The sequence below is a fragment of the Flavobacterium turcicum genome, assembly GCF_011365745.1.
In the GTDB taxonomy this organism is placed as follows: domain Bacteria; phylum Bacteroidota; class Bacteroidia; order Flavobacteriales; family Flavobacteriaceae; genus Flavobacterium; species Flavobacterium turcicum.
Genome location: NZ_JAAOBY010000009.1, coordinates 12,794 through 34,525 on the forward strand (window position 1 = coordinate 12,794; position 21,732 = coordinate 34,525).

Annotated in this window: 19 protein-coding genes; 10 read left to right on the forward strand and 9 right to left on the reverse strand. The window is 35.1% G+C overall.

What is annotated here, in order from left to right; translation table 11 throughout:
• Nucleotides 1-7: 7 nt before the first annotated feature.
• The 3 genes from G9Q29_RS13405 to G9Q29_RS13415 form a co-directional block, all read right to left on the reverse strand.
• Nucleotides 8-730, reverse strand: coding sequence for a hypothetical protein (locus G9Q29_RS13405; RefSeq protein WP_166138364.1), 723 nt, complete (start codon nucleotides 728-730; stop codon nucleotides 8-10).
• A gap of 106 nt (nucleotides 731-836) precedes the next feature.
• Nucleotides 837-3,305 (reverse strand): TonB-dependent receptor, encoded by a 2,469-nt coding sequence (locus G9Q29_RS13410; protein WP_166138367.1) that lies wholly within the window; start codon nucleotides 3,303-3,305, stop codon nucleotides 837-839.
• Between the two features lie 11 nt (nucleotides 3,306-3,316).
• Nucleotides 3,317-5,014, reverse strand: a complete 1,698-nt coding sequence (locus G9Q29_RS13415) for a M23 family metallopeptidase (RefSeq protein ID WP_166138370.1) — start codon at nucleotides 5,012-5,014, stop codon at nucleotides 3,317-3,319.
• Nucleotides 5,015-5,189: 175 nt separating this feature from the next.
• On the opposite strand from G9Q29_RS13415, the gene G9Q29_RS13420 reads away from it, so the two are divergent.
• The 3 genes from G9Q29_RS13420 (at nucleotide 5,190) to rny (ending at nucleotide 7,555) form a co-directional block, all read left to right on the forward strand.
• Complete coding sequence (locus tag G9Q29_RS13420; RefSeq protein ID WP_166138374.1) at nucleotides 5,190-5,480, forward strand: hypothetical protein; 291 nt, start codon at nucleotides 5,190-5,192, stop codon at nucleotides 5,478-5,480.
• A 7-nt stretch (nucleotides 5,481-5,487) separates the two neighbouring features.
• Complete coding sequence (locus G9Q29_RS13425; protein WP_166138377.1) at nucleotides 5,488-5,781, forward strand: cell division protein ZapA; 294 nt, start codon at nucleotides 5,488-5,490, stop codon at nucleotides 5,779-5,781.
• Nucleotides 5,782-5,989: 208 nt separating this feature from the next.
• Nucleotides 5,990-7,555, forward strand: a complete 1,566-nt coding sequence (rny, locus tag G9Q29_RS13430) for a ribonuclease Y (protein WP_166138380.1) — start codon at nucleotides 5,990-5,992, stop codon at nucleotides 7,553-7,555.
• A gap of 125 nt (nucleotides 7,556-7,680) precedes the next feature.
• Here the strand turns inward: rny and G9Q29_RS13435 are convergent, their stop codons facing one another.
• Both G9Q29_RS13435 and xerD read right to left on the reverse strand, forming a co-directional pair.
• Nucleotides 7,681-9,195 (reverse strand): sensor histidine kinase, encoded by a 1,515-nt coding sequence (locus G9Q29_RS13435; protein WP_166138383.1) that lies wholly within the window; start codon nucleotides 9,193-9,195, stop codon nucleotides 7,681-7,683.
• Between the two features lie 171 nt (nucleotides 9,196-9,366).
• Nucleotides 9,367-10,266, reverse strand: coding sequence for a site-specific tyrosine recombinase XerD (gene xerD, locus G9Q29_RS13440; protein WP_166138386.1), 900 nt, complete (start codon nucleotides 10,264-10,266; stop codon nucleotides 9,367-9,369).
• A 257-nt stretch (nucleotides 10,267-10,523) separates the two neighbouring features.
• Between xerD and G9Q29_RS13445 the strand changes: the two genes are divergently transcribed.
• The 3 genes from G9Q29_RS13445 to G9Q29_RS13455 all read left to right on the forward strand — a co-directional run bounded on the left by G9Q29_RS13445 (nucleotide 10,524) and on the right by G9Q29_RS13455 (nucleotide 14,155).
• Nucleotides 10,524-11,087 carry a porin family protein gene (locus G9Q29_RS13445; protein WP_166138389.1) on the forward strand — a complete coding sequence of 188 codons (564 nt, stop codon included), beginning with the start codon at nucleotides 10,524-10,526 and terminating at the stop codon, nucleotides 11,085-11,087.
• A 78-nt stretch (nucleotides 11,088-11,165) separates the two neighbouring features.
• The gene (gene aroQ / locus G9Q29_RS13450; RefSeq protein ID WP_166138392.1) at nucleotides 11,166-11,579 is read left to right on the forward strand and encodes a type II 3-dehydroquinate dehydratase; all 414 of its coding nucleotides are present in this window, start codon (nucleotides 11,166-11,168) and stop codon (nucleotides 11,577-11,579) included.
• Between the two features lie 89 nt (nucleotides 11,580-11,668).
• Nucleotides 11,669-14,155, forward strand: coding sequence for a DUF5686 and carboxypeptidase regulatory-like domain-containing protein (locus tag G9Q29_RS13455; protein WP_166138394.1), 2,487 nt, complete (start codon nucleotides 11,669-11,671; stop codon nucleotides 14,153-14,155).
• 61 nt (nucleotides 14,156-14,216) lie between these two features.
• Here G9Q29_RS13455 and G9Q29_RS13460 read toward each other — a convergent pair whose 3' ends face one another.
• The 4 genes from G9Q29_RS13460 to G9Q29_RS13475 all read right to left on the reverse strand — a co-directional run bounded on the left by G9Q29_RS13460 (nucleotide 14,217) and on the right by G9Q29_RS13475 (nucleotide 17,676).
• On the reverse strand, nucleotides 14,217-15,083 hold the full coding sequence (locus G9Q29_RS13460; RefSeq protein WP_166138397.1) for a cation diffusion facilitator family transporter: 867 nt from the start codon (nucleotides 15,081-15,083) through the stop codon (nucleotides 14,217-14,219).
• A gap of 88 nt (nucleotides 15,084-15,171) precedes the next feature.
• On the reverse strand, nucleotides 15,172-16,482 hold the full coding sequence (murA, locus tag G9Q29_RS13465; protein WP_166138400.1) for a UDP-N-acetylglucosamine 1-carboxyvinyltransferase: 1,311 nt from the start codon (nucleotides 16,480-16,482) through the stop codon (nucleotides 15,172-15,174).
• A gap of 95 nt (nucleotides 16,483-16,577) precedes the next feature.
• A complete protein-coding gene (locus tag G9Q29_RS13470) occupies nucleotides 16,578-17,303 on the reverse strand; it encodes a DUF4290 domain-containing protein (RefSeq protein WP_166138403.1) in 726 nt (241 codons plus the stop codon).
• 88 nt (nucleotides 17,304-17,391) lie between these two features.
• Nucleotides 17,392-17,676, reverse strand: a complete 285-nt coding sequence (locus tag G9Q29_RS13475) for a DUF493 family protein (protein ID WP_166138406.1) — start codon at nucleotides 17,674-17,676, stop codon at nucleotides 17,392-17,394.
• Between the two features lie 149 nt (nucleotides 17,677-17,825).
• Between G9Q29_RS13475 and G9Q29_RS13480 the strand changes: the two genes are divergently transcribed.
• The 4 genes from G9Q29_RS13480 (at nucleotide 17,826) to G9Q29_RS13495 (ending at nucleotide 21,730) form a co-directional block, all read left to right on the forward strand.
• The gene (locus tag G9Q29_RS13480; protein ID WP_166138409.1) at nucleotides 17,826-18,359 is read left to right on the forward strand and encodes an AAA family ATPase; all 534 of its coding nucleotides are present in this window, start codon (nucleotides 17,826-17,828) and stop codon (nucleotides 18,357-18,359) included.
• A gap of 87 nt (nucleotides 18,360-18,446) precedes the next feature.
• On the forward strand, nucleotides 18,447-20,342 hold the full coding sequence (locus tag G9Q29_RS13485; RefSeq protein WP_166138412.1) for a RecQ family ATP-dependent DNA helicase: 1,896 nt from the start codon (nucleotides 18,447-18,449) through the stop codon (nucleotides 20,340-20,342).
• Entirely contained in the window at nucleotides 20,342-21,289 is a 948-nt protein-coding gene (gene fmt, locus G9Q29_RS13490) for a methionyl-tRNA formyltransferase (RefSeq protein ID WP_166138415.1), read from the forward strand. Before G9Q29_RS13485 ends, fmt begins: the two co-directional genes overlap by 1 nt.
• A gap of 168 nt (nucleotides 21,290-21,457) precedes the next feature.
• Nucleotides 21,458-21,730 (forward strand): HU family DNA-binding protein, encoded by a 273-nt coding sequence (locus tag G9Q29_RS13495; protein WP_166138418.1) that lies wholly within the window; start codon nucleotides 21,458-21,460, stop codon nucleotides 21,728-21,730.
• Nucleotides 21,731-21,732: the final 2 nt, after the last annotated feature.

The window sequence follows — 21,732 nt, forward strand, 5'->3', positions numbered from 1 at the left end:
TAAAAAACTAAATTGGCTCGTAAGCAGTAATCTTCCACTCTTTACTGGTCAAATCAGTATAATAATAATGAACCAAATCATTTTTATCAAATTGACCGTTTTTATTGGTATCCTCAACCGTTCTAAAATACAAACGATTGCGAGAGGCTAAAAGTTTCCAATCAATTAATTCCTCAAAGTCAGGCGAAATTTTAGTGAAACGCTCCCCGCTGATTGTACTCAAATGCAAGGATTTAATATCGCTAGTTTCTAATTTACCATCTTTGTTGGTATCCATATCAACCATAGTGTACACCATGATTTGATTTTTGGTTCTATCAGCAACCGTTTTTAAATAGGTTGCAGTTTGAATCAAAACTGGTTTATCCGTTAATTTGGTTATCGAGTCTGAATCGATTTTTTGGAATTTAATATTTTGTAAAAAACCTGTAATTTCATATTCGCCATAATTTGAAATCGTAAAACTCAAATCATTAACACTTGATGAACCATAACGGGTTTTAACGCCGCGATCGCGAATACTCAAATCAGCAATAGGATGAATCAAATAATCAGTCCCTTCCATTTGCCAAGGTAAATCAGCTATTTCAATTTGGGTTGAGTCTGCCCTTACAACCGACTTTGCTTTATTAGCTGCATCGTAAGTTAATTTTGGTGTTGCTGCATCCTCTTTACAACTTGCTAAAAATAGCAATGCAATTCCTAAACAGGTGATCTGTATTTTTTTCATGTGCTGATGGTATTAAAACTCAAATGTAATCATTTTTAAAAATAGCAAGTGCATTCAATAGCGGATTTAACGATTAAATAGAATTCATTATTATGTCCATTGTCTCTTATAACTTCGCTGTCAACTTTATGTTAAAAACACGTGTAGTCATATAATTTGGAATCCCGTATTGATTTTTAGTGTACACGTCTCTCACCCAAGTATTTGTGATAGCATTTTGGTTATTAAAAAGATTAAAAATTTCTAATCCTAGAGCTAATTCTTTACAATCTTTAAATAAGCCTTTTACCTTTCCAGCATTGGTCTCATCTATAAAAACTTTAGAAAAACCAATATCTGCTCTACGGTAGTCATTCAATCTATTTTGGTACAAATAAGGATCCGCATACGAGGGTGAACCACCAGGTAATCCGGTATTGTACACCAAATTCAAATACAATTTCACACTCGGAATATTAGGCATATAATCTTGAAAAAGCATGGCAAACTTTAAGCGTTGATCTGTTGGCCTTGCAATAAATCCACGGTCATTGCTATTTTCTTCGGTTTTTAGATATCCAAAACTAATCCACGATTCGGTTCCCGGTACAAACTCACCATTCAAACGCACATCTACACCTTGAGCGTAAGCCACTGCATTGTTGTTAGCTGCATATCGAATTCGAACATTATCAATCGTATACGTATTTACATCAGTCAACGATTTATAATACAATTCAGAAACCATTTTAAAAGGTCGGTTCCACATCGTAAAACTATAGTCATTGGCTAATACTAAATGAACTGATTGTTGTGCTTTCACATTAGGCTGCACCTCTCCATTTACAGCTCGCAATTCCCTGTAAAAAGGCGGTTGATGGTACAAACCACCCGAAAATCGAAAAACTACATCGGCATCCCAGTTGGGCTTGAGTGCTATTTGCGCTCTCGGACTTACAGTAAATTGCGATTTTCCCTCCGTTGCAGCACCTTGCACCTGCCACTGATGAGCACGCACTCCAGCATTGTACCAAACTGTATGTGCCCCGATATTCGATTTTAAGCTCCACTGCGCATAACCTGAAAAGCGATCTATTGAATTAAAATTTAAAGCACGAACTTCCTGAAAGGGTACTAAAGGTCCGGTATACGAGGTGTACGGTTGGTCATTTTTGGGCAAATCAATACGTGGTGGATTTAAAGAAAAACCAGCCGAATCAATCACTTCCCATTCAATAATTCGATCTCGGATAGATTCTCGTGTATATTTTACACCCCATTCGATTTGGCTTTTTTTCCAATCTAAAAAACCTTTAATTTCTGTATTTACAATTAAGGCATCCAGATCGTTACGTGCATGATTCAGCTGCGAACCTACGCCACGAGAAAAAGTGACTTCACCAAGTGTTTCAGAACCAATATTCGTATCTACTTCACCTAAGCGATATTGTGCAAAAATATCAAAGTACTCCTGCTCTATCGTATGAAAAACCGATCCAATAAATTTTAAGGTAAAATTGTCCGAAACATTAAAAACCGATTTCATCGCACCAAAATAGGTATCGTATTTGTCTTTTTCTTGCCCTTCGTAAAACACCGTCAGCGCTATCGGATTGTCAATGGTTCCAAAATTGGTCTGACGTGTTAGTGGTTGGTAATTGTATTTATTTTGCGAAATAGTTCCTAGAAAGCTCCATTGCCATTTTGCGGAAGCTTGGTAATTGATGTTAGTTTGAATATCAGCAAACGAAGGCGTAAAATTAGTTTGCGTTTCTTGACTGTTTACCAAAAGGCTGTTGTTTCGGTAGCGAAGACCTGTTACTGCCGACCATTTTTTATTTTTAGAAACGGCATCAAATGAAAGGCTTCCGCCGAGGAAACTCGCTTCCATACTTGCACCAAATGCCACTGGTTTGCGATACGTTATATCCAAAACAGAAGAGAGTTTGTCTCCAAATTTAGCTTGAAAACCACCCGACGAAAAATCAATGTTTTGTACCAAATCTGAATTAATAAAACTTAATCCTTCTTGCTGTCCTGAGCGAATCAAGAATGGTCGGTACACTTCGATTTCGTTTACGTAGACTAAATTTTCATCAAAATTTCCACCACGAACGGAATATTGCGTACTTAATTCGTTGTTAGAATTCACGCCAGGCAACGATTTTAAAATATTTTCGACACCAGCATTGGCTCCCGGAATTTTTCGTAACATTTCGGGCTCTAAGCTGGTAATTCCCTGCACTGCTTTTCTATTGTTAGCCTTAACTACTACGGCAGTCATTTGCTCCTCACGATCATTCATTACGGGGTTAAATTCTCGTTGATCGTTAGGTTCAAGAAAAAAAGTAACGGTGATTTTTTTTAAAGAAATGTGCGTAAACACCAAAGTCACATTTTGATTGGCAGGAACCTTCAGTTCGTAAAAACCATTCGAATTCGTAGCCGTACTTTTGTCTAAAAAACTGATATTTACGTTAGGTACCACTTTTTGGTTGGCATCTAAAACAATACCTCTAATTCGGGCAGTTTGCGCCGCTATTGATGTCGTTAGCAAGACCAAAAACAAGACAATTAGCTGTTTGATTGAGTTCAAATGATATGCTTTTAAGGTTTAGAATTTCTAAAAAAACGCGTTTCAAAGGTAGTTGAATTCCCCATATTATCCACCACTACTACTTTTAATTCATTGGCACCATCAGCAACCAATCCCTCGGAGAAAAAATGGGTTATTTTTCGCGTTTTGTTATCGTATTCAAACAAGACCCATTTCCCATTCAGATAACCGTTGTACGATTTAATCCCCGACAAATCATCAGCAATAGTGAGTTGTAAAGATTTTTGTTGACTGATCCATTTGCCTTCAATAGGAACTGCCATACTGATTCGTGGCGCTACCGTATCTGAAACTAAAGCGTAGGTTCCTAATACTTTTACCTTAGTTTGAAAAATATCATCTTTACGATAAGTTGCATTATAACTTATTTTTTTTCCATCGACACGACCAATAAACATTTTTTCGCGCTGTGCTGCCGTTAAAGTAGAATCCTTGATAGTTATTGTAAAATTGGAATGCGCTGGCACGGTATCATCGTGAACAGTAACCGTGTTGTTTTTTACCTTAAAATTCAAATTAAAATCATCGTAAAAGGTTCCTGCTGGAAAAAAAACCAAAGCATTTTCCATTTCAAAATTACTATCCTTGGCGGCTTTAACTCGATATGGACCACTAACTTCTTCTTTAGCAATTCTAGTAGATGTTAAATCGTATTGAATAGGAACGTTAATCATTTTTTTATTACCAAAAAAATCAGCAACCTCAATGCGATACAACAAAGAAAGGTTGGGAGAAACGTTCAAGACACCTTTGGTTTCATCTGTTTGAATAAAACGCAAATTATACGGCGTTTTCATGAATAGTTTTTGAACTCGCTGCTGCGTTGTTTTGTACCTAGGATAATCGATCAAAGCATTGATATACCTCATATCTTCGAAAGAATAGGTATTAAATTCATAGCCAAAATTTGGCTTTCCATTCAAAAACGACTTTACTTTATACACTCCATTGTTACTGAATGAAAAGTCATCCGTATCAAAAGCGGTAATTCCAAAACCAATTACACCATTTGCTATCACTTTATCTGAAAGATAAGAACCATCTTTTTGTAAAGAAACATTTAAAAGCAACGGGCGTTTAGCATAATTTACCGTAGTATTCCCATCAAGAGGGTACACATACAAGCCAGATATTGTTGGTTTTTTAGTATCTTTCAATAACGAATCAAATCCGAACAAAAGCGGATTAATTACAAATTCGCTAGCGGTATCTCGAAATTCAAAATGCAAGTGCGGTCCTTCGGATGCTCCTGTGTTTCCTGATAAAGCAATTATATCACCTTTTTTCACAGGCACTTCATCAGGCTTAAAAAAAAGTTCAACTTCGAAAGATTGTTCCTTGTATTGCGCTTTGGTAATTATATCGTGAATTGAACCTACTGCATTTTGCAAGTGGCCATAAACAGACGTATATCCATTGGGATGGTTAATATAAATGGTTTTTCCGTTTCCAAAAGTTGAAATTTTAATACGCGATACATACCCATCTGCCACAGCATATACTTTTAATCCTTCACGCTGCTGGGTTTTCATATCAAAACCTGCGTGAAAATGATTTGGTCTTAATTCGCCAAAATTCCCTGATAATTGTAACGGAATGTCAAGTGGAGATCTAAAATAATCTTGAGGGTAACTGGCTTGACCAAAAAGGGCTGCAGAGAATAGGAGTAAAAACAAAACAAATTTCATAAAAAACAATTTCTGCTAAGATAAAAAAAACATTTAAATACGACTCAAAGCAACAAAACGATAATCAACTGATCAAGTGATTATTACGCAATTTACTTGAAAAAAAATAATAAAATATTGGAAAATTAAAAAGGAATACTAACTTTGTATGATTATGTAATGAATTAAATCTATAATGAGTGTAATTGCAGAAATTATTGATATTCTTGAATATAAAGTCGAAAAACTTTTTGCTAAAACGAAAAGTTTAGAACAAAATAATCAAGAGTTAAAAAATGATTTAGTAAAAGCTGCTACTCTTATTGAAAGTCAAGCTCTAGAAATTGAAAACTTGAAAAAACAATATGAAACACTCAAAATGGCACATTCATTATTAGGCAGTGACGAAAATAAAAGAGATACAAAGCTTAAAATAAATTCATTAATTCGAGACATTGATTACTGTATAGCACAACTATCAGATTAAGGAAAATATGGACGAAAAGCTTAAAATAAAAATATCGATTGCAGACCGTGTATATCCGCTTAATGTAGATATGGCTCAGGAAGAAGGCTTAAGGAGCGCCTCCAAAAAAATTGATATCATGATTAAGCAATTTGAAGAAAATTATGCCGTGAGAGATAAGCAAGATGTTTTGGCCATGTGTGCCCTGCAATTTGCCTCACAAACAGAACAAAAACAAATTGATAATGCCATTGATGGCGAAGCAACGATTGACAGATTAAAAAAAATCAATGCTAAGCTCGATCAATATCTCGACAAATAAACGTTCTTTACAAAAACTAAGATACTGCCTACATTAGTTCTTATTTGGTAAACTCAACACTAACAATTTAGGATGAGCGAATCGTCACTACTATAGCATGCCACGCTCCAGCGAGGAAACTTGAACAGTGAGTTAGCTCAAAACTTGTCTTTTCGAGTTTATACAATCCCACTAATGTAGGCTTTTTTATACATAAATTTTAATAAACATGGACAACATAATAACGATTATCACCTCAGGAATACTTGGAATTGCAGCAGGATTTGCTATTGCAAAATTAATTGAGAAAAGCAATATTTCTAATCTCATTAAAAACTCCAAAAAAGAAGCAGCATCGATTTTAAAGGATGCCAATTTAGAGGCTGAAAACATCAAGAAAGATAAAATTCTTCAGGCAAAAGAAAAATTCATTGAACTTAAAGCAGAGCATGAGCAAGTAATTTTGGCACGCGACAAAAAAGTAGCCGAAATTGAAAAAAGAGTTCGTGACAAAGAATCGCAAGTATCTAACGAACTTTCAAAAGCTAAAAAAGTAAATGACGAATTCGAAGCTAAAAGCGCTGAATTCAAGTCTAAAATTGAAAACTTAGACAAAAAACAGGTTGAAGTAGACCGTTTACACAAAAGCCAGTTACAGCAATTGGAATTGATTTCAGGACTATCTGCCGAGGAAGCTAAAAATCAGTTAGTAGAAGGCTTAAAAGCAGAAGCCAAAAGCAAAGCGATGTCACACATTCAAGACACTATTGAAGAGGCAAAACTTACTGCGCAACAAGAAGCAAAAAAGATCATCATCAATACTATTCAGCGTGTAGGAACTGAGGAAGCAGTTGAAAATTGTGTTTCTGTTTTCAACATCGAATCAGATGACGTAAAAGGTAGAATCATTGGTCGTGAGGGTAGAAATATCCGTGCGCTAGAGGCTGCAACCGGTGTAGAAATCATTGTAGATGATACTCCAGAAGCGATTATTCTTTCTTGTTTTGATCCTGTTCGAAGAGAAATTGCTCGTTTAGCATTGCACAAACTGGTAACAGATGGTAGAATTCACCCTGCTCGTATTGAAGAAGTAGTAGCGAAAACCACCAAACAAATTGATGACGAAATCATTGAAGTTGGAAAACGTACTGTAATTGACTTAGGTATTCATGGTTTACACCCAGAATTGATTAAAGTTGTAGGTAGAATGAAATACCGTTCATCATACGGACAAAACCTATTACAGCACTCACGTGAAGTTTCTAAATTGTGTGGAATCATGGCTGCTGAACTAGGATTGAACGTAAAACTGGCCAAAAGAGCAGGTTTATTGCACGATATAGGAAAAGTACCAGATGCTGAAAGCGATTTACCACACGCTTTATTAGGAATGCAGTGGGCTGAGAAATATGGCGAAAAAGAAGAAGTTTGTAACGCCATTGGAGCGCACCACGATGAGATCGAAATGAAATCATTATTGTCTCCAATCATTCAGGTTTGTGATGCCATTTCAGGAGCAAGACCAGGAGCAAGAAGACAAGTTTTAGACTCGTATATCCAACGTTTGAAAGACCTTGAAGAAGTAGCCTACGGATTTAGTGGTGTGAAAAACGCATACGCTATTCAAGCAGGTAGAGAATTACGTGTTATTGTAGAAAGCGAAAAAGTTTCTGATGATAATGCCGCAAGTTTATCATTCGACATTTCTCAAAAAATTCAAACAGAAATGACTTATCCAGGACAGGTAAAAGTTACGGTAATACGTGAAACGCGTGCGGTAAATATTGCAAAATAGAAATTAAAATATAGTGATAGAAAAAAGCTTCCGTTATTGGAAGCTTTTTTTATGAAAATAATTATCAAATTTGTTAAAAGGAAACGCAAAAAAGAAGAAACTTCGGTTGCTACAGCTAATTAATCTTAGCAAAAAAAATGAATTTTGAACGTAGATCCAACACCTTCTTCACTTAAAACAGAAACAGTACCCTTCATTGATTCAATTTGATTTTTGGTAATATACAAACCCAAACCACGAGCATCTGCATGCTGATGAAAAGTCTTGTATAATCCGAACAAAGATTCACCATATTTCATTAAATTAATACCTAAACCATTATCGGTAATTGATAGCACCTTTTGGTTGTTATCAATTTCAAATTGATAAGTAATTTCCAGAGGTCGTTTAGGATCTGCATATTTGATAGCGTTTGTGGTGAAGTTAAGCAAAACACTTTCTAAATACGCCGGATTGAAATCTACCTCAACATGCTCAGGTACTAGGTTGTGAATTCGAAATGAGATTTGGGATTGCGACGAATGAATAAGATCTAATGTTTTTACTATATATTTTTTCAAATTGAGTGCACTAACAGGGATATTGTGATTGTTTTGAATTGATACCAATTGCACCAAATTTCGGATTGTTTCGTTAAGATCGTTAGAAACAGTGCGCAAATATGGAAGCATTTCTTGAATAGTACTTTCTTCAGCATCAGTATCAATCAAATCCAAAATAGATTTGATATTACCAGCTTGCGTATTCAAATTATGCGAAACAATATGCGAAAAATTTAAAAGTCTGCTATTTTGCTTTCGTACCAAATCAATCGCCTGCTCCAACTCTAATTCTTTCTCTTTTTGTGAAGAAATATCAGTGTGGGTACCAATTACTCTTAGTGGTTTTCCATACAAATCGCGTTCAATAACTTTCCCACGATCTAAAATCCATTTGTACTTTCCTTGACTAGTAAGTACTCGGTGGTGGTTTTCGTAAAAAGGAGTACGATCATCAAAATGATCTTGAATGTCTGAAAAATAGCGATTTAAATCATCTGGATGTACAATTTTATCCCATCGTTTAGGAGAGTCAAAAACATCTGCAACATCTTCATTTAATATTTTCATGGATTGTGCCGAATAAAACACTTCATCAGTAGCAACATTCCAATCCCACACACCAGCAGTAGAAGCCTCGAGGGCAAATTTAAAACGCTCCTCACTTACTTTTAATCGATTTTCATTGTCTTTTAGTGTCGTACAATCTGAAATACGGCCGTAAAAGGCAATACTACCATCAGGATACAATTCTGGTTTTGCAGCAATTTTTAACCACCGCAACCCTTTTTGAGGCAACTGAACTCTAAATTCAAATTCCCAACTAGTTAAATTTCGTTTGGCTTGTAGCAAAGATTCAAAAAAAGGAGCACGGTCTGCCTCAATAATACGTTCATATATTAGTGTCTTATCACTATCTAGGAAATGCGTAGCTGACAATTCGAAAAAATTATTAGCCGACCTACTCACCAAAGGAAATAGGTAGGTATTATCAGGAGCAATTACAAATTCAAAAATTAAATCAGGAATTTCATTAAATAATTTATTGTAAAAATCATTTACCTCTTGACAATTTTCATTTTGGAAAAAATCAAAAACCATATGCTCGTATTAAATAGTCGAACTTTATTTCATTAATCAGATGTCAAGTTATAAAATAAAAGATGAAGAAAATGTGTTGGAGTCTTTTTTTTTGTTGGAAAAAACAAAAATAATGACAAGTATAAAACATTTCTTTCTTTAACAGCAATCTAAAAAATAAAGTTTGCCTTATTATTTTTTTCTTGGATGAAATGTATGCAAAACATCGGTAAGAAAACTGCGATCTAAATGCACATAAATTTCGGTGGTAGTAATAGATTCGTGGCCAAGCATTAACTGTATCGCTCGTAAATCAGCTCCATTTTCTAACAAATGCGTAGCAAATGAGTGACGTAATGTGTGAGGACTAATTGTCTTGTGAAGTCCAATTGATACCGCCAAATTCTTAATAATCGTAAAAATCATGGCACGCGTTAATTGTTTCCCTCTGCGATTTAAAAACAAAGTGTCATCAAAACCTTTTTGAATATTTAGGTTTGGCCTAACGTGATCCTTATAAGTATTGATATATTTTTGCGTCAATTCACTAATGGGTACAAAACGTTGTTTGTTTCCTTTACCTGTAATTTTAATAAAACCTTCTTCAAAAAAAAGATCCGAGATTTTTAGAGCTACTAATTCCGAAACCCTTAAACCACACCCGTACAAGGTTTCTAGCATGGCCCGATTACGTTCGCCTTCGTTTGTACTTAAATCAATAGCTTCAATCAAAGTATCTATTTCGGCTACGGATAAAGTATCTGGAAGTTTACGCCCTGTTTTTGGAGTATCAATTAATTGCAATGGATCATCTTTGCGGTATTCCTCAAAAATTAAAAAATTAAAAAAACTTTTGAGGCCAGAAATAATACGTGCCTGGGAACGAGTATTAACCTCTTTTGCAACAGCGTAAATGAATGCTTGAAGTGTTTCATCAGTTATTGAAATTGGCGAAGCAGAAAGGTTATTTTGTTCAAGAAACAGGCACAATCGTTCAATGTCAAAGGTATAATTAAGAATGGTGTTTTCTGACAAACCCCTTTCAATCTTTAAATACGACTGGTATTCTTTGATGTACGTGCTCCAATTCATGCTCCAAAGTACGCATTTATTTTAGCATTAAAAAAGAAAAATCGGCAACACTGCTACATATAAATAGTAACTTTAACGGACTAAATTACTTTGAGTTAACGCCAAAAAGAAAATAGAAACTTCAAAAAATAAGTACGCTACTCATTTTTGGACTAATTTTTGAACACGATATGTTATAACAACAAAGACAATATTTATACAACAAAGCTGTTTTACCTATTGTCTCTTATCGAATACTAACTTTTAAATAGAAAAAAATGAAAAAACTAATTTTAGCTGCCATCGTTCTATGCGGAACCACAATGAGTTTGAATGCACAAAGTATTAAATTCGGACTAAAAGCGGGTATTAACTACGCCAATCAGTCTGGAAGTGATATTACTGTAAATAGCGATAACTTTGACAAGGAAGCCATTACGAGCTACCACGCGGGTTTAATTGCCGAAATTAACATTACAGAAGGCTTTGCTATACAACCAGAACTTTTGTACTCAACACAAGGAGCCACATACAAAAATGCAACCGAAGAGTTTAAAAATGAATTGGGCTACTTGTCTATTCCGGTTCTTGCAAAATTCAAATTAAGTAATGCTTTGAGTCTTGATTTAGGTCCGCAAGCATCATTTTTATTGAGCGAAAGAGAAAATGTAAATTTTAAAAAACCTGAAACTTTCGAATTTGGTGCAGCAGCTGGTTTAACAGTAAACCTTACAAAAAATTTATTTTTACAGGGGAGATATGTAGCTGGCCTTACGGAAGCTTCTAGAAATGCTGAAATCAAAAATTCAGTAGTGCAAGTATCTGCTGGTTTCAAATTTTAAACCAATCATAAAAATTAAATCCCTAAACCGTTCCTTCAATTGGAACGGTTTTTTTATTTTTACCAAAAAAGTTAAATCATGAAAATTTGTATTATCAACGGTCCGAATCTTAATTTGTTGGGTAAACGAGAACCTGAAGTTTATGGCAGTCAGTCTTTCGAGGATTACTTAACAATTTTAGAAAAAAAATATATGGACGTAGAATTCAATTATTTTCAAAGTAATATTGAAGGTGAATTGATTGGAAAAATACAAGATGTTGGTTTTTCATATGATGGCATTATTTTGAATGCTGGTGCCTATACGCATACCTCTATTGGTTTAGGTGATGCTATTAAAGCTATTTCAACACCTGTCATAGAAGTTCATATTTCAAACACCTATACCCGCGAAAGTTTCAGGCATCAGTCCTATTTATCTGGTAATGCTAAAGGGGTTATCGTAGGATTTGGAATGAAAAGTTATGAATTAGCATTACTGTCTTTTTTATAATTTTTCAAAAAACTCAAAACGAAACGTTTAACAAATTATTAATAGCTTCTTGATAAAGTTCTGTTATTTTTGAGAAAGAAAAAACTTTCATGAAAAAACACTACGCTATCTTTTTGCTGCTCCTTTCTATTTGGAGTCACGCACAAATTAAAGGAACTATTGTTGATGAACAAGGCAAACCACTACCCTACGTTACTATCTTACAAGAAGATTCTTTTTACGGGACCACCAGCAATGATCAAGGTAATTTTGAATTCACTCTGAAAAAAAGCGAAAAACCCATACTCGTTTTTCAATTTCTTGGTTTTAAAACACAAAAAGTTACAATTGAAACTGCTAAGCTACCGTACTCTATTGTAGTTAAAATGATCGAGGAAACTTTTTCGTTAAACGAAGTGGTTATTAGCAGAAACGTCAATCCCGCGTTAGCTATTATTAAAAAAGCAATTGCCGCACGAAAACGAAATACGGAAAAAACCAACCGATTTACCGCCGATTTTTACTCCCGTGGTATTTTTAAATTAGAAAATGCTCCAAAGAAGATATTAGGTCAAAAAATTGGCGATTTAGATGGCGCACTCGACTCAACGGGAACAGGAATCATTTCCTTATCGGAAACATTTTCTAAAATTTCCTTCGAGAAACCCAACAAATTAAAAGAAGTAGTATCAGCATCTAAAGTCAGCGGTAGCAACAACGGTTACAGCTACAATACCGCACGGTCGTCATTTTATGATTTTTATGACAATACTATAGATTTTGGCGTACCCATGATTTCACCAATTGCTAGTAGTGCGTTTAACTATTACAATTATAAGCTCGAGGGCACCTTTTTTGACGAAAACAATAATCAAATAAATAAAATTCTAGTTTCGGCCAAACGAGATAGCGAACCTGTTTTTGAAGGACATATTTACATTGTTGAGGATTCTTGGGCAATTTATGCAGTCGACCTTGATATAAAAGGGTATCGAATGAAGGAGGAATTTGTAGACATAATGACTTTAAAACAGAACTTTAGTTTTAACAAAGCAGCTGCTATTTGGGCAAAAAATACACAAAGTTTGGAACTTGTGGCCGGCGCTTTTGGCGTTAAATTTAAAGGAAAGTACAACTACGTTTATAATAATTACGATTTTATATCTGCCTTTGCACCTAAAACTTTTTCAAATGAAATTACCCGAATTGAAATAAACGCGAATAAAAAAGACAGTACTTTTTGGAACAGCAACAGACCAATTCCGCTTACTAGCGAAGAAAATCTAGATTATATCCGAAAAGATAGTATTTACAAAACACGTAATTCGCCTCGCTACCTCGACTCTATTGATGCGAAGAATAATAAATTCAGATTTCTTAAAATACTGACCGGCTATACGTACACCAACAGCGTTAAAAAACAAAGTTTTAGTTATGATGGCTTATTGAATTTGGGTTCACTAAGTTTTAATACCGTTCAAGGTTATAATTTTGATACTGGCTTCAGATTTACTTCACGTAAAAATCAAGAAACCAAAGGCCAATATACCTCAATTGGTACCAAATTTAATTATGGATTTGCCGAAGATAGATTGCGCGTAACAGGTCAATTTACACATCGTTTTAACAATCAAAACTATGCAACAATTTATGCAACTGCTGGTAGCGAAGTAAAACAATTTAATGCTAGTGAACCCATAAGCAAATTCATGAATAGCATCAGTTCATTGTTCTTTAAAAACAATTTTATGAAGCTGTACCAACTAGAATCGGTTTCAATGGGCTATAATCAAAATATTGCCAACGGACTCAATTTAGGCGTGCGAACCAGCTATGAAAAACGCAAATCTTTGTTCAACACAACTGATTTCTCTTACTTTAAAAAAGAAGATTTCTACAGTTCGAATAATCCACTAGATCCAACAAATGAGTTATCGGCACCATTTGAAACACATCATTTGGTGAAAAGTAATTTACTTTTACGTATCAATTTTGGAAATAAATATGCCTCACGTCCTGACGGAAAATTCAATATTCGCAACATTGATTACCCCACTTTGTACTTTGGTCTAGAGAAAGCTTGGGCAGCATCTGATAAAAAATATGAATTTGAACACTGGAATACGAGCGCTTTTTATGATTTGAAGTTAGGTAACAAAGGACTATTGGGTATCAATCTGAAAGCAGGTTTGTTTACCAATGCAAAAAACATCGCATTTACAGATTACAAACATTTTAATGGTAATCAAACCAGTATTGGCCAAAGTGCTCGTTATTTAAACACTTTTAATTTGTTACCGTACTATTCACAAAGTACGAATGATCGCTACTTTGAAGCGCACACAGAGTACAATGACAACGGATACTTGATGAATAAAATTCCGCTTTTGAATAAATTAAAATCGACTTTGATTTTGGGAGCACACCAACTGTCAACGCCTTCGGCAAAATCCTATTCAGAACTTACTATTGGTTTAGACAACCTTGGTTTTGGAAAATTAAAATTGTTTCGTGTTGATTATGTTCGATCTTTTCAAAATGGAGTGTCCAAAGACGGAGTGGTTTTTGGTTTGAAAATCTTAGATGTCTTAGAGTAGCCTGACAAGCTTTACGCAATTCAATTAAAAAACACCCAATTGGGTGTTTTTTCATATCTATTTAATTGGGTTCAACGTGAATCAAAACATGACCTAGCTCTGGAATGCGCTCTCGCAAGGTATCTTTCAGTTGATGTGCCAAATCGTGACCTTCTTTTACTGAAATAGTCGAATCAACAATAGCATGCAAATCAACATGGTATTGCATGCCTGCTTTTCGAATAAAACATTTTTCAGTATCAATAATTCCATCTACTTGCTGCGCAACTTCCCGTATTTGATCAATCAAATCATCATACAAATGCTCATCCATTATTTCACCTAAAGCAGGTCTGAAAATCAAATAACTATTGTACAAAATAAAAAAAGACGCGAAAAGAGCCGCCCAATCATCAGCAGATTCGTATCCTTTACCTAAAAATAAAGCAATCGATATTCCTAAAAAAGCAGCTACGCTAGTAATAGCATCAGATCTATGGTGCCAAGCATCAGCTTTTAAAGATGAACTGTTAGTTTGAATACTTCGTTTCATTACCACACGAAATGAATACTCTTTCCATAAAATAATAGCACCTAATACTATTAATGTCCAAGGTTTCGGTAAATCATGGGGTATACCAATGTTGACAATACTTTCATAAGCAATGATAGTAGCCGATGTAATCAAAAAACCAACTACTAAAAACGTAATCAAAGGTTCCGCTCGTCCATGCCCGTAGGGATGATTTTCATCTGCAGGTTTATTGGCATATTTGATTCCGAACAATACTAAAAATGAAGCAAAAATATCTGTTGTAGATTCAATAGCATCAGCTATAAGTGCATACGAATTGCCAAAAAAACCAGCAATACCCTTGATTAATGCCAACGTTGTGTTGCCTATGATACTAAAATAAGTTGCTTTAATAGCCGTTTGCTCCCTTGACATATATTAAAAATAAAAATCGTTTAAGTAAATGCAGATAACTTGTATTAATTGCTATTTACTTAAACGAAAATTGTGGTAAAACTAGTATTTATGCTCGCACAATATTTGCACCAATCGCTCTTAAACGCTCGTCAATACGCTCGTATCCACGATCAATTTGCTCAATATTTTGAATAGTACTCGTACCTTTTGCTGAAAGCGCAGCGATCAACAATGAAATTCCTGCACGAATATCTGGCGATGACATGGTTGTTGCTTTTAATTGAGACTGAAAATCATGCCCCATTACTACAGCACGGTGCGGATCACACAACATAATTTTGGCACCCATATCAATTAATTTATCCACGAAAAACAAACGGCTTTCGAACATTTTTTGGTGAATCAACACATCGCCTTTTGCTTGAGTAGCTACAACTAAAACAATACTCAATAAATCAGGAGTAAATCCTGGCCAAGGAGCGTCGGCAATTGTCAAGATAGATCCATCAATATCTGTTTTCACTTCGTAACCGTTTACGTGAGCAGGAATATAAATATCATCTCCTTGACGCTCCAATGTAATTCCTAATTTACGGAAGGTGTTTGGAATAAGTCCTAGGTTATCCCAACTTACATTTTTAATAGTAATTTCTGATTTTGTCATTGCTGCTAATCCAATCCAACTACCAATTTCGATCATGTCAGGTAAAATTCTGTGCTCACAACCACCAAGGCTTTCAACTCCTTCAATAGTAAGTAAATTAGAACCCACACCAGTAATTTTGGCACCCATAGAGTTCAACATTTTACATAATTGTTGCAAATAAGGTTCGCAAGCAGCATTGTAAACAGTTGTAATTCCTTTGGCCAAAACTGCTGCCATTACAATGTTAGCAGTTCCTGTTACTGATGCTTCATCAAGTAACATATTCGTTCCTGTAAGTCCATCAGCTGCTTCTACACCGTAAAAATGATCTTCTCTATTATAACGGAATTTAGCACCTAGATTGATAAAACCTTCAAAATGGGTATCTAATCTACGACGACCAATTTTATCTCCACCTGGTTTTGGAATGTATCCTTTACCAAAACGAGCTAAAAGAGGCCCAACAATCATGATTGATCCACGCAATGAACCACCTTCTTTTTTGAAAGCTTCGGTCTCTAGGTATTGTACATTTACCTCATCAGCTTGAAATGTATACGATCCAGAACCAATTTTTTGAATTTTAACTCCTAAATTTCCTAACAGGGTGATTAGTTTGTTGATATCAATAATATCTGGAATATTATTAATAGTCACTTTTTCAGGGGTTAAAAGAACGGCACATAAAATTTGTAACGCTTCGTTTTTTGCTCCTTGTGGCGTGATTTCACCTTTTAGACTAATGCCTCCTTCTATTTTGAAAATTCCCATTTTTTTACAGTTATGAGTTAAATATTAATTCTTATTTCGTTGCTCTTACAAAGCTTTCTTGTTTTTAAAAACAATCATGCTCAAACCTCTTGAAATTATTGAGGTTTTCTATTTTGATTTTTATGTGCAGGATTTAATTTTCCTGACTTTTGATTTTTGTTACCCATAATTTTTGGCTGACCTGGAGGCGTAATTTTATTCGACATACGCTTATTAGTTCGCAGTAAATCAGTTGTATTTAACAGTTCTTCTGAACTTTGTATCAAATTTAATTTACCATCAGATAGCTCATACAAATGCTCAAATATCACATCATCTTTAACGGTGTCTTTATTCCAACTTAAATATGATTTTTTCATGTGATTGGCAATTACTTTAACCAAAGCACTTTTCATTTCTCCCTCTTCCCACTTGTTAGCGACATCAATCATGTACTTGATATTATTGCCATAAAAACGATATTTTGGAAAGTTTTGTGGGTATTGCAATACATCTGGTTTCAATTGCAAAACTTCACGCGATGGAATGGGATAAGGTGAATCAGCCACCAATCTAAAATCGGACATGATAAAAAGCTGATCCCAAAGTTTATGCTGAAAATCAGGCACATCTCTTAAATGTGGATTTAAGCTGCCCATAACCTGAATAATGTATTTGGCCGCTTTGTTGCGTTCTACATCATCTTTAATTTCGGTAGCCTGATCAATTAGTTTTTGTAAATGCCTACCATACTCCGGAATAATCAAGTGAGTTCGTTCAGCATTGTACTCCAAATGATGTACCACATCGTTGGCGTTTTCTTTGATATATTTTGGATTCATATTCGAATGTATCAATTTTTTATTGGTTAGCTTTTTTCGAAAATAAGATCTTTCGAAATAGCCTTCAAAAAAATTATAATGTTTATTTTTAAAGCGATACGATACCTTCGATCACAGCAACTTCTTGGTATTTACTTATAACTTGTTGTGCATCTGTCATCATCACATCAATAGAAACGCTTGTAAATTTACCTGTTTTGGATGCAGTGGTTTTAATAACAGCTCCTAAACCATCAAAGGACTTGTGCACAAACTCAACATTATTAGCGGTTGTGGGTACAATAAATTTGAATAAATAAGCTGAAGGCCAAGTAGTACTCGACTCTAATTCGCCTTTTAATCGATCATAAAATTCTTCCGTCTTTTTGTCCATTTTCGGTATAAAAAATAAAAAGCAAAGATACGGTTTCAAACGTAAAATATGAATATTGAACTGTGAATTTTTGAAAGCTTGCATTTTAAATGGCTTGATTTTTTCAAATCCCAATAAGTTTAAGTAAATTTGCCCCTTATTTTTTAAAAGTGCAGAAAGAAATCATAGTTATCATTGGCGGTCCAGGAACAGGAAAGTCTACATTAATAGACGGTTTAGTAGAAAAAGGACATTGTTGTTACCCTGAGATTTCTCGGGAGGTAACACTTGAAGCCAAAAAGCAAGGAATAGACCAACTGTTTCTTGAAAAACCTTTACTTTTTAGCGAAATGCTATTGGAAGGACGTAAAAAACAATTTGAAAATGCTTCAAAAGAGCCACATGAAGTTGTATTTATTGACCGTGGAATTCCAGATGTATTAGCGTACATGCACTACATAGGCGACACCTATCCTGACAGTTTTGACGCAGCTTGCAAAGAGCACCTTTATTCTAAAATTTTCCTTTTGCCACCTTGGGAAGAAATTTATACAAGCGACGAGGCTCGTTATGAAAACTTTGAACAAGCTCAAATAATTTACAACCATTTGGTAGACACGTACCAAAAATACGGTTACAATTTGATTGAAGTGCCTAAAGACACCGTTGAGAACAGGATTCAATACATATTAGAGCGCATATAATACTGATTTTTTGTTTCTCATTTAAAATTACGTATCTTTTACTCCAATTAAACACCAATTAGTTGGTACCAATGAAATTTGCCCTGTATGCAAGAAGCAGTTGCTATTCTTCAAAAATATTGGAAACACGATACATTTAGGCCGCTACAAAGCGAAATTATTCAATCTGTCTTAAGCGGAAAAGATACTTTTGCGTTGTTGCCAACCGGTGGCGGCAAGTCGGTTTGCTTTCAAATTCCAGCTTTAGCACAAGAAGGTTTATGCTTGGTCATTTCGCCATTAGTGGCTTTGATGAAAGATCAAGTTGCCAATTTAGCCGATCGCAATATTAAAGCTATTGCCTTGACAGGTGCCATTCGATCTGATGAAATTATCGATTTATTGGATAATTGTCAATATGGCAACTACAAATTTTTATACCTTTCGCCCGAGCGTTTACAATCTGATTGGATTTTAGATCGGATTAAAGGGCTGCCAATAAATTTGATTGCAATTGACGAGGCACACTGCGTATCACAGTGGGGTCATGACTTTAGACCTGCCTATTTAAAAATAAATATTCTAAAAACGTATTTCCCAAAAACGCCTTTTATCGCACTTACTGCTACGGCTACCGCAAGGGTAAAAGAAGATATTATAAATCATCTAGGATTGCATCAACCAGCGGTTTTTGAACAGTCATTTGCACGCGCCAACATTGCCTACATGGTGTTTGAAGTTGCTGATAAATTTTTTCGAGTTGAACAAATTTTAACAAAAAATCCGCAAACAGCAATAATTTATGTTCGCAACAGAAAATCGTGTCTGGATATTGCAGCCCAACTTAATTCAAGAGGATTTACAGCTACCTATTATCACGGCGGACTTCACGCAAAAGAGAAAGACAAAAACATGCAGGCATGGATGACCGAAAAAGTGCAAGTTATGGTAGCTACTAACGCATTCGGGATGGGAATTGATAAGGCTAACGTAAAAACGGTTATTCATATTCAACTTCCTGAAAACATGGAAAACTATTACCAAGAAGCAGGAAGAGCCGGCAGAAATGGAGAAAAGGCATTTGCTGTTTTACTCACAAGCCCATCTGATATTGATCAGGCTCAAGGCCAATTTATAGCTGGCTTACCTGACAAGACTTTTTTGAAAACCATGTACGTTAAATTGTGTAATTATTTTCAAATTGCTTACGGTGAAGGAATACACGAAACTTTCCTTTTTAACCTCAATCATTTTTGCTTGCGCTATAACTTCCCTCCGGTGCGCACCTATCAAGCACTACAATTTTTAGATCGTCAAGGAGTAATTAGTTTGTCACAGGAATTTTCAGAAAAAATAAATTTACAATTTTTGATTCCATCCAAAGAGGTAATTCGATACACCAGCCTGAACCCAAATGACGAAGAAATTATCTTAGCCATTTTGAGAACCTATCCAGGAGTTTATGAAATGCCAACTGCGTTTAACTTGGCACTCATCGCAAAAAAATCAAAACAAACCGAAACTCAAGTACAAACTGTTCTTCAAAAATTAAAAGAAAAAGAGATCATTTCGTACCACGCCAAAAACAACGACGCGACTTTAATTTTCAATGAAATAAGAGAAGACGAAAGAACAATTAGCAAAGTTGCCAAATACCTTGAAAAGCAAAACGAACTAAAAAAAGAGCAATTAAAAGCTGTAATAAAGTATGTTAGCAGTACCACTAGTTGTAAAAGCAATTCAATTTTGACCTATTTTGGCGAAGAAAACAAAACAAATTGTGGTATTTGCTCCTATTGCATTACCCAAAAAAAGCCTTCAAAAAAAAGTGATGCGCTTGATGCAAAAATACTGCATTTGCTGGAAGAGGGCGACAAGAGCTCGCGCGAATTGCAGTTTATGACGCAAAATAGAGCGGAACAACTCATTCCTATTTTACAAGAATTACTAGAGAGTAATCAAATTAAGATTTTACCAAATAACAAATATACCTTAGTCAAATAATGGAAAAATTACGAATCGTATTCATGGGAACTCCCGACTTTGCTGTGGGAATTCTAGACAGCATTAAAAAAAATGGATTTGAAATTGTAGGCGTCATAACGGCTGCAGACAAACCTGCTGGACGTGGTCAAAAAATAAAATATTCTGCAGTAAAAGAGTATACATTAGCCAATGAACTTAATTTATTGCAACCAACAAACTTGAAAGACCCTGATTTCATCACGTCTTTAAAAGAGTTAAATGCCAATTTGCAAATAGTGGTCGCTTTTAGAATGCTCCCAAAAGTAGTTTGGGAAATGCCAAGTTTAGGCACTTTTAACTTACACGCTTCACTCCTACCTAACTATCGCGGAGCAGCACCAATCAACTGGGCCATCATCAACGGCGAAAAAACTACCGGTGTTACCACTTTTTTTATTGATGATAAGATTGACACGGGCGCTATGATCCTGAAACGTGAAACCAACATAGATCCAAATGAAGATGCAGGGACACTTCATGACCGATTGATGCATTTAGGAAGCGAGACGGTTTTAGAGACCTTACAGAAAATAGCAAACAATGATGCCACTACTACGACTCAAGTTGAAGACAGCAACATCAAAACAGCATACAAACTAAATAAAGAAAACTGCAAAATAGATTGGTCAAAATCTGCCGTGGAGATTCATGATTTAATTCGCGGGTTATCTCCTTATCCCGCAGCTTGGAGTTATTTTGTAGATCAAGAAAATGAGTGGAATGTAAAAATTTATCAAGCAAGTTTCCAGATCGAGCAGCATCAATTTGAGATTGGTAAAATAATCTGTACCAAAAAAGAAATAAAAATTGCTGTAAAAGATGGTTTCGTACAAATACTAAACTTGCAATTTCCTGGTAAAAAAAGAATGAACACTGCAGAATTCTTAAATGGTGTATCATTTTCAGAAGGTGCAAAAGCACAATAAACCCCGTAAAAACAAGGGTCTTAGCGTTTTTAGAAGATATTTATGAACAAAAAAAATAAGTTATTAACAAAACTAGCTAAATTAACACAAAAGACTTGCAAGGAACGTAAATCCTCCTAAATTTGTGTATTAACAATTTATATAACCAACAATTAATAACTATTTATTATGAACAAATCAGAATTAATCGATGCTATCGCTGCGGATGCAGGAATTACAAAAGCTGCTGCAAAACTAGCTTTAGAGTCGTTTTTAGGAAACGTAGGTGAAACTTTGAAAAAAGGTGGAAGAGTATCTTTAGTAGGATTCGGATCTTGGTCTGTATCTTCAAGAGCTGCTAGAGATGGAAGAAATCCTCAAACAGGAAAAACAATCCAGATTGCTGCTAAAAATGTGGTAAAATTTAAAGCCGGAGCTGAATTAGAAGGCGCTGTAAACTAATC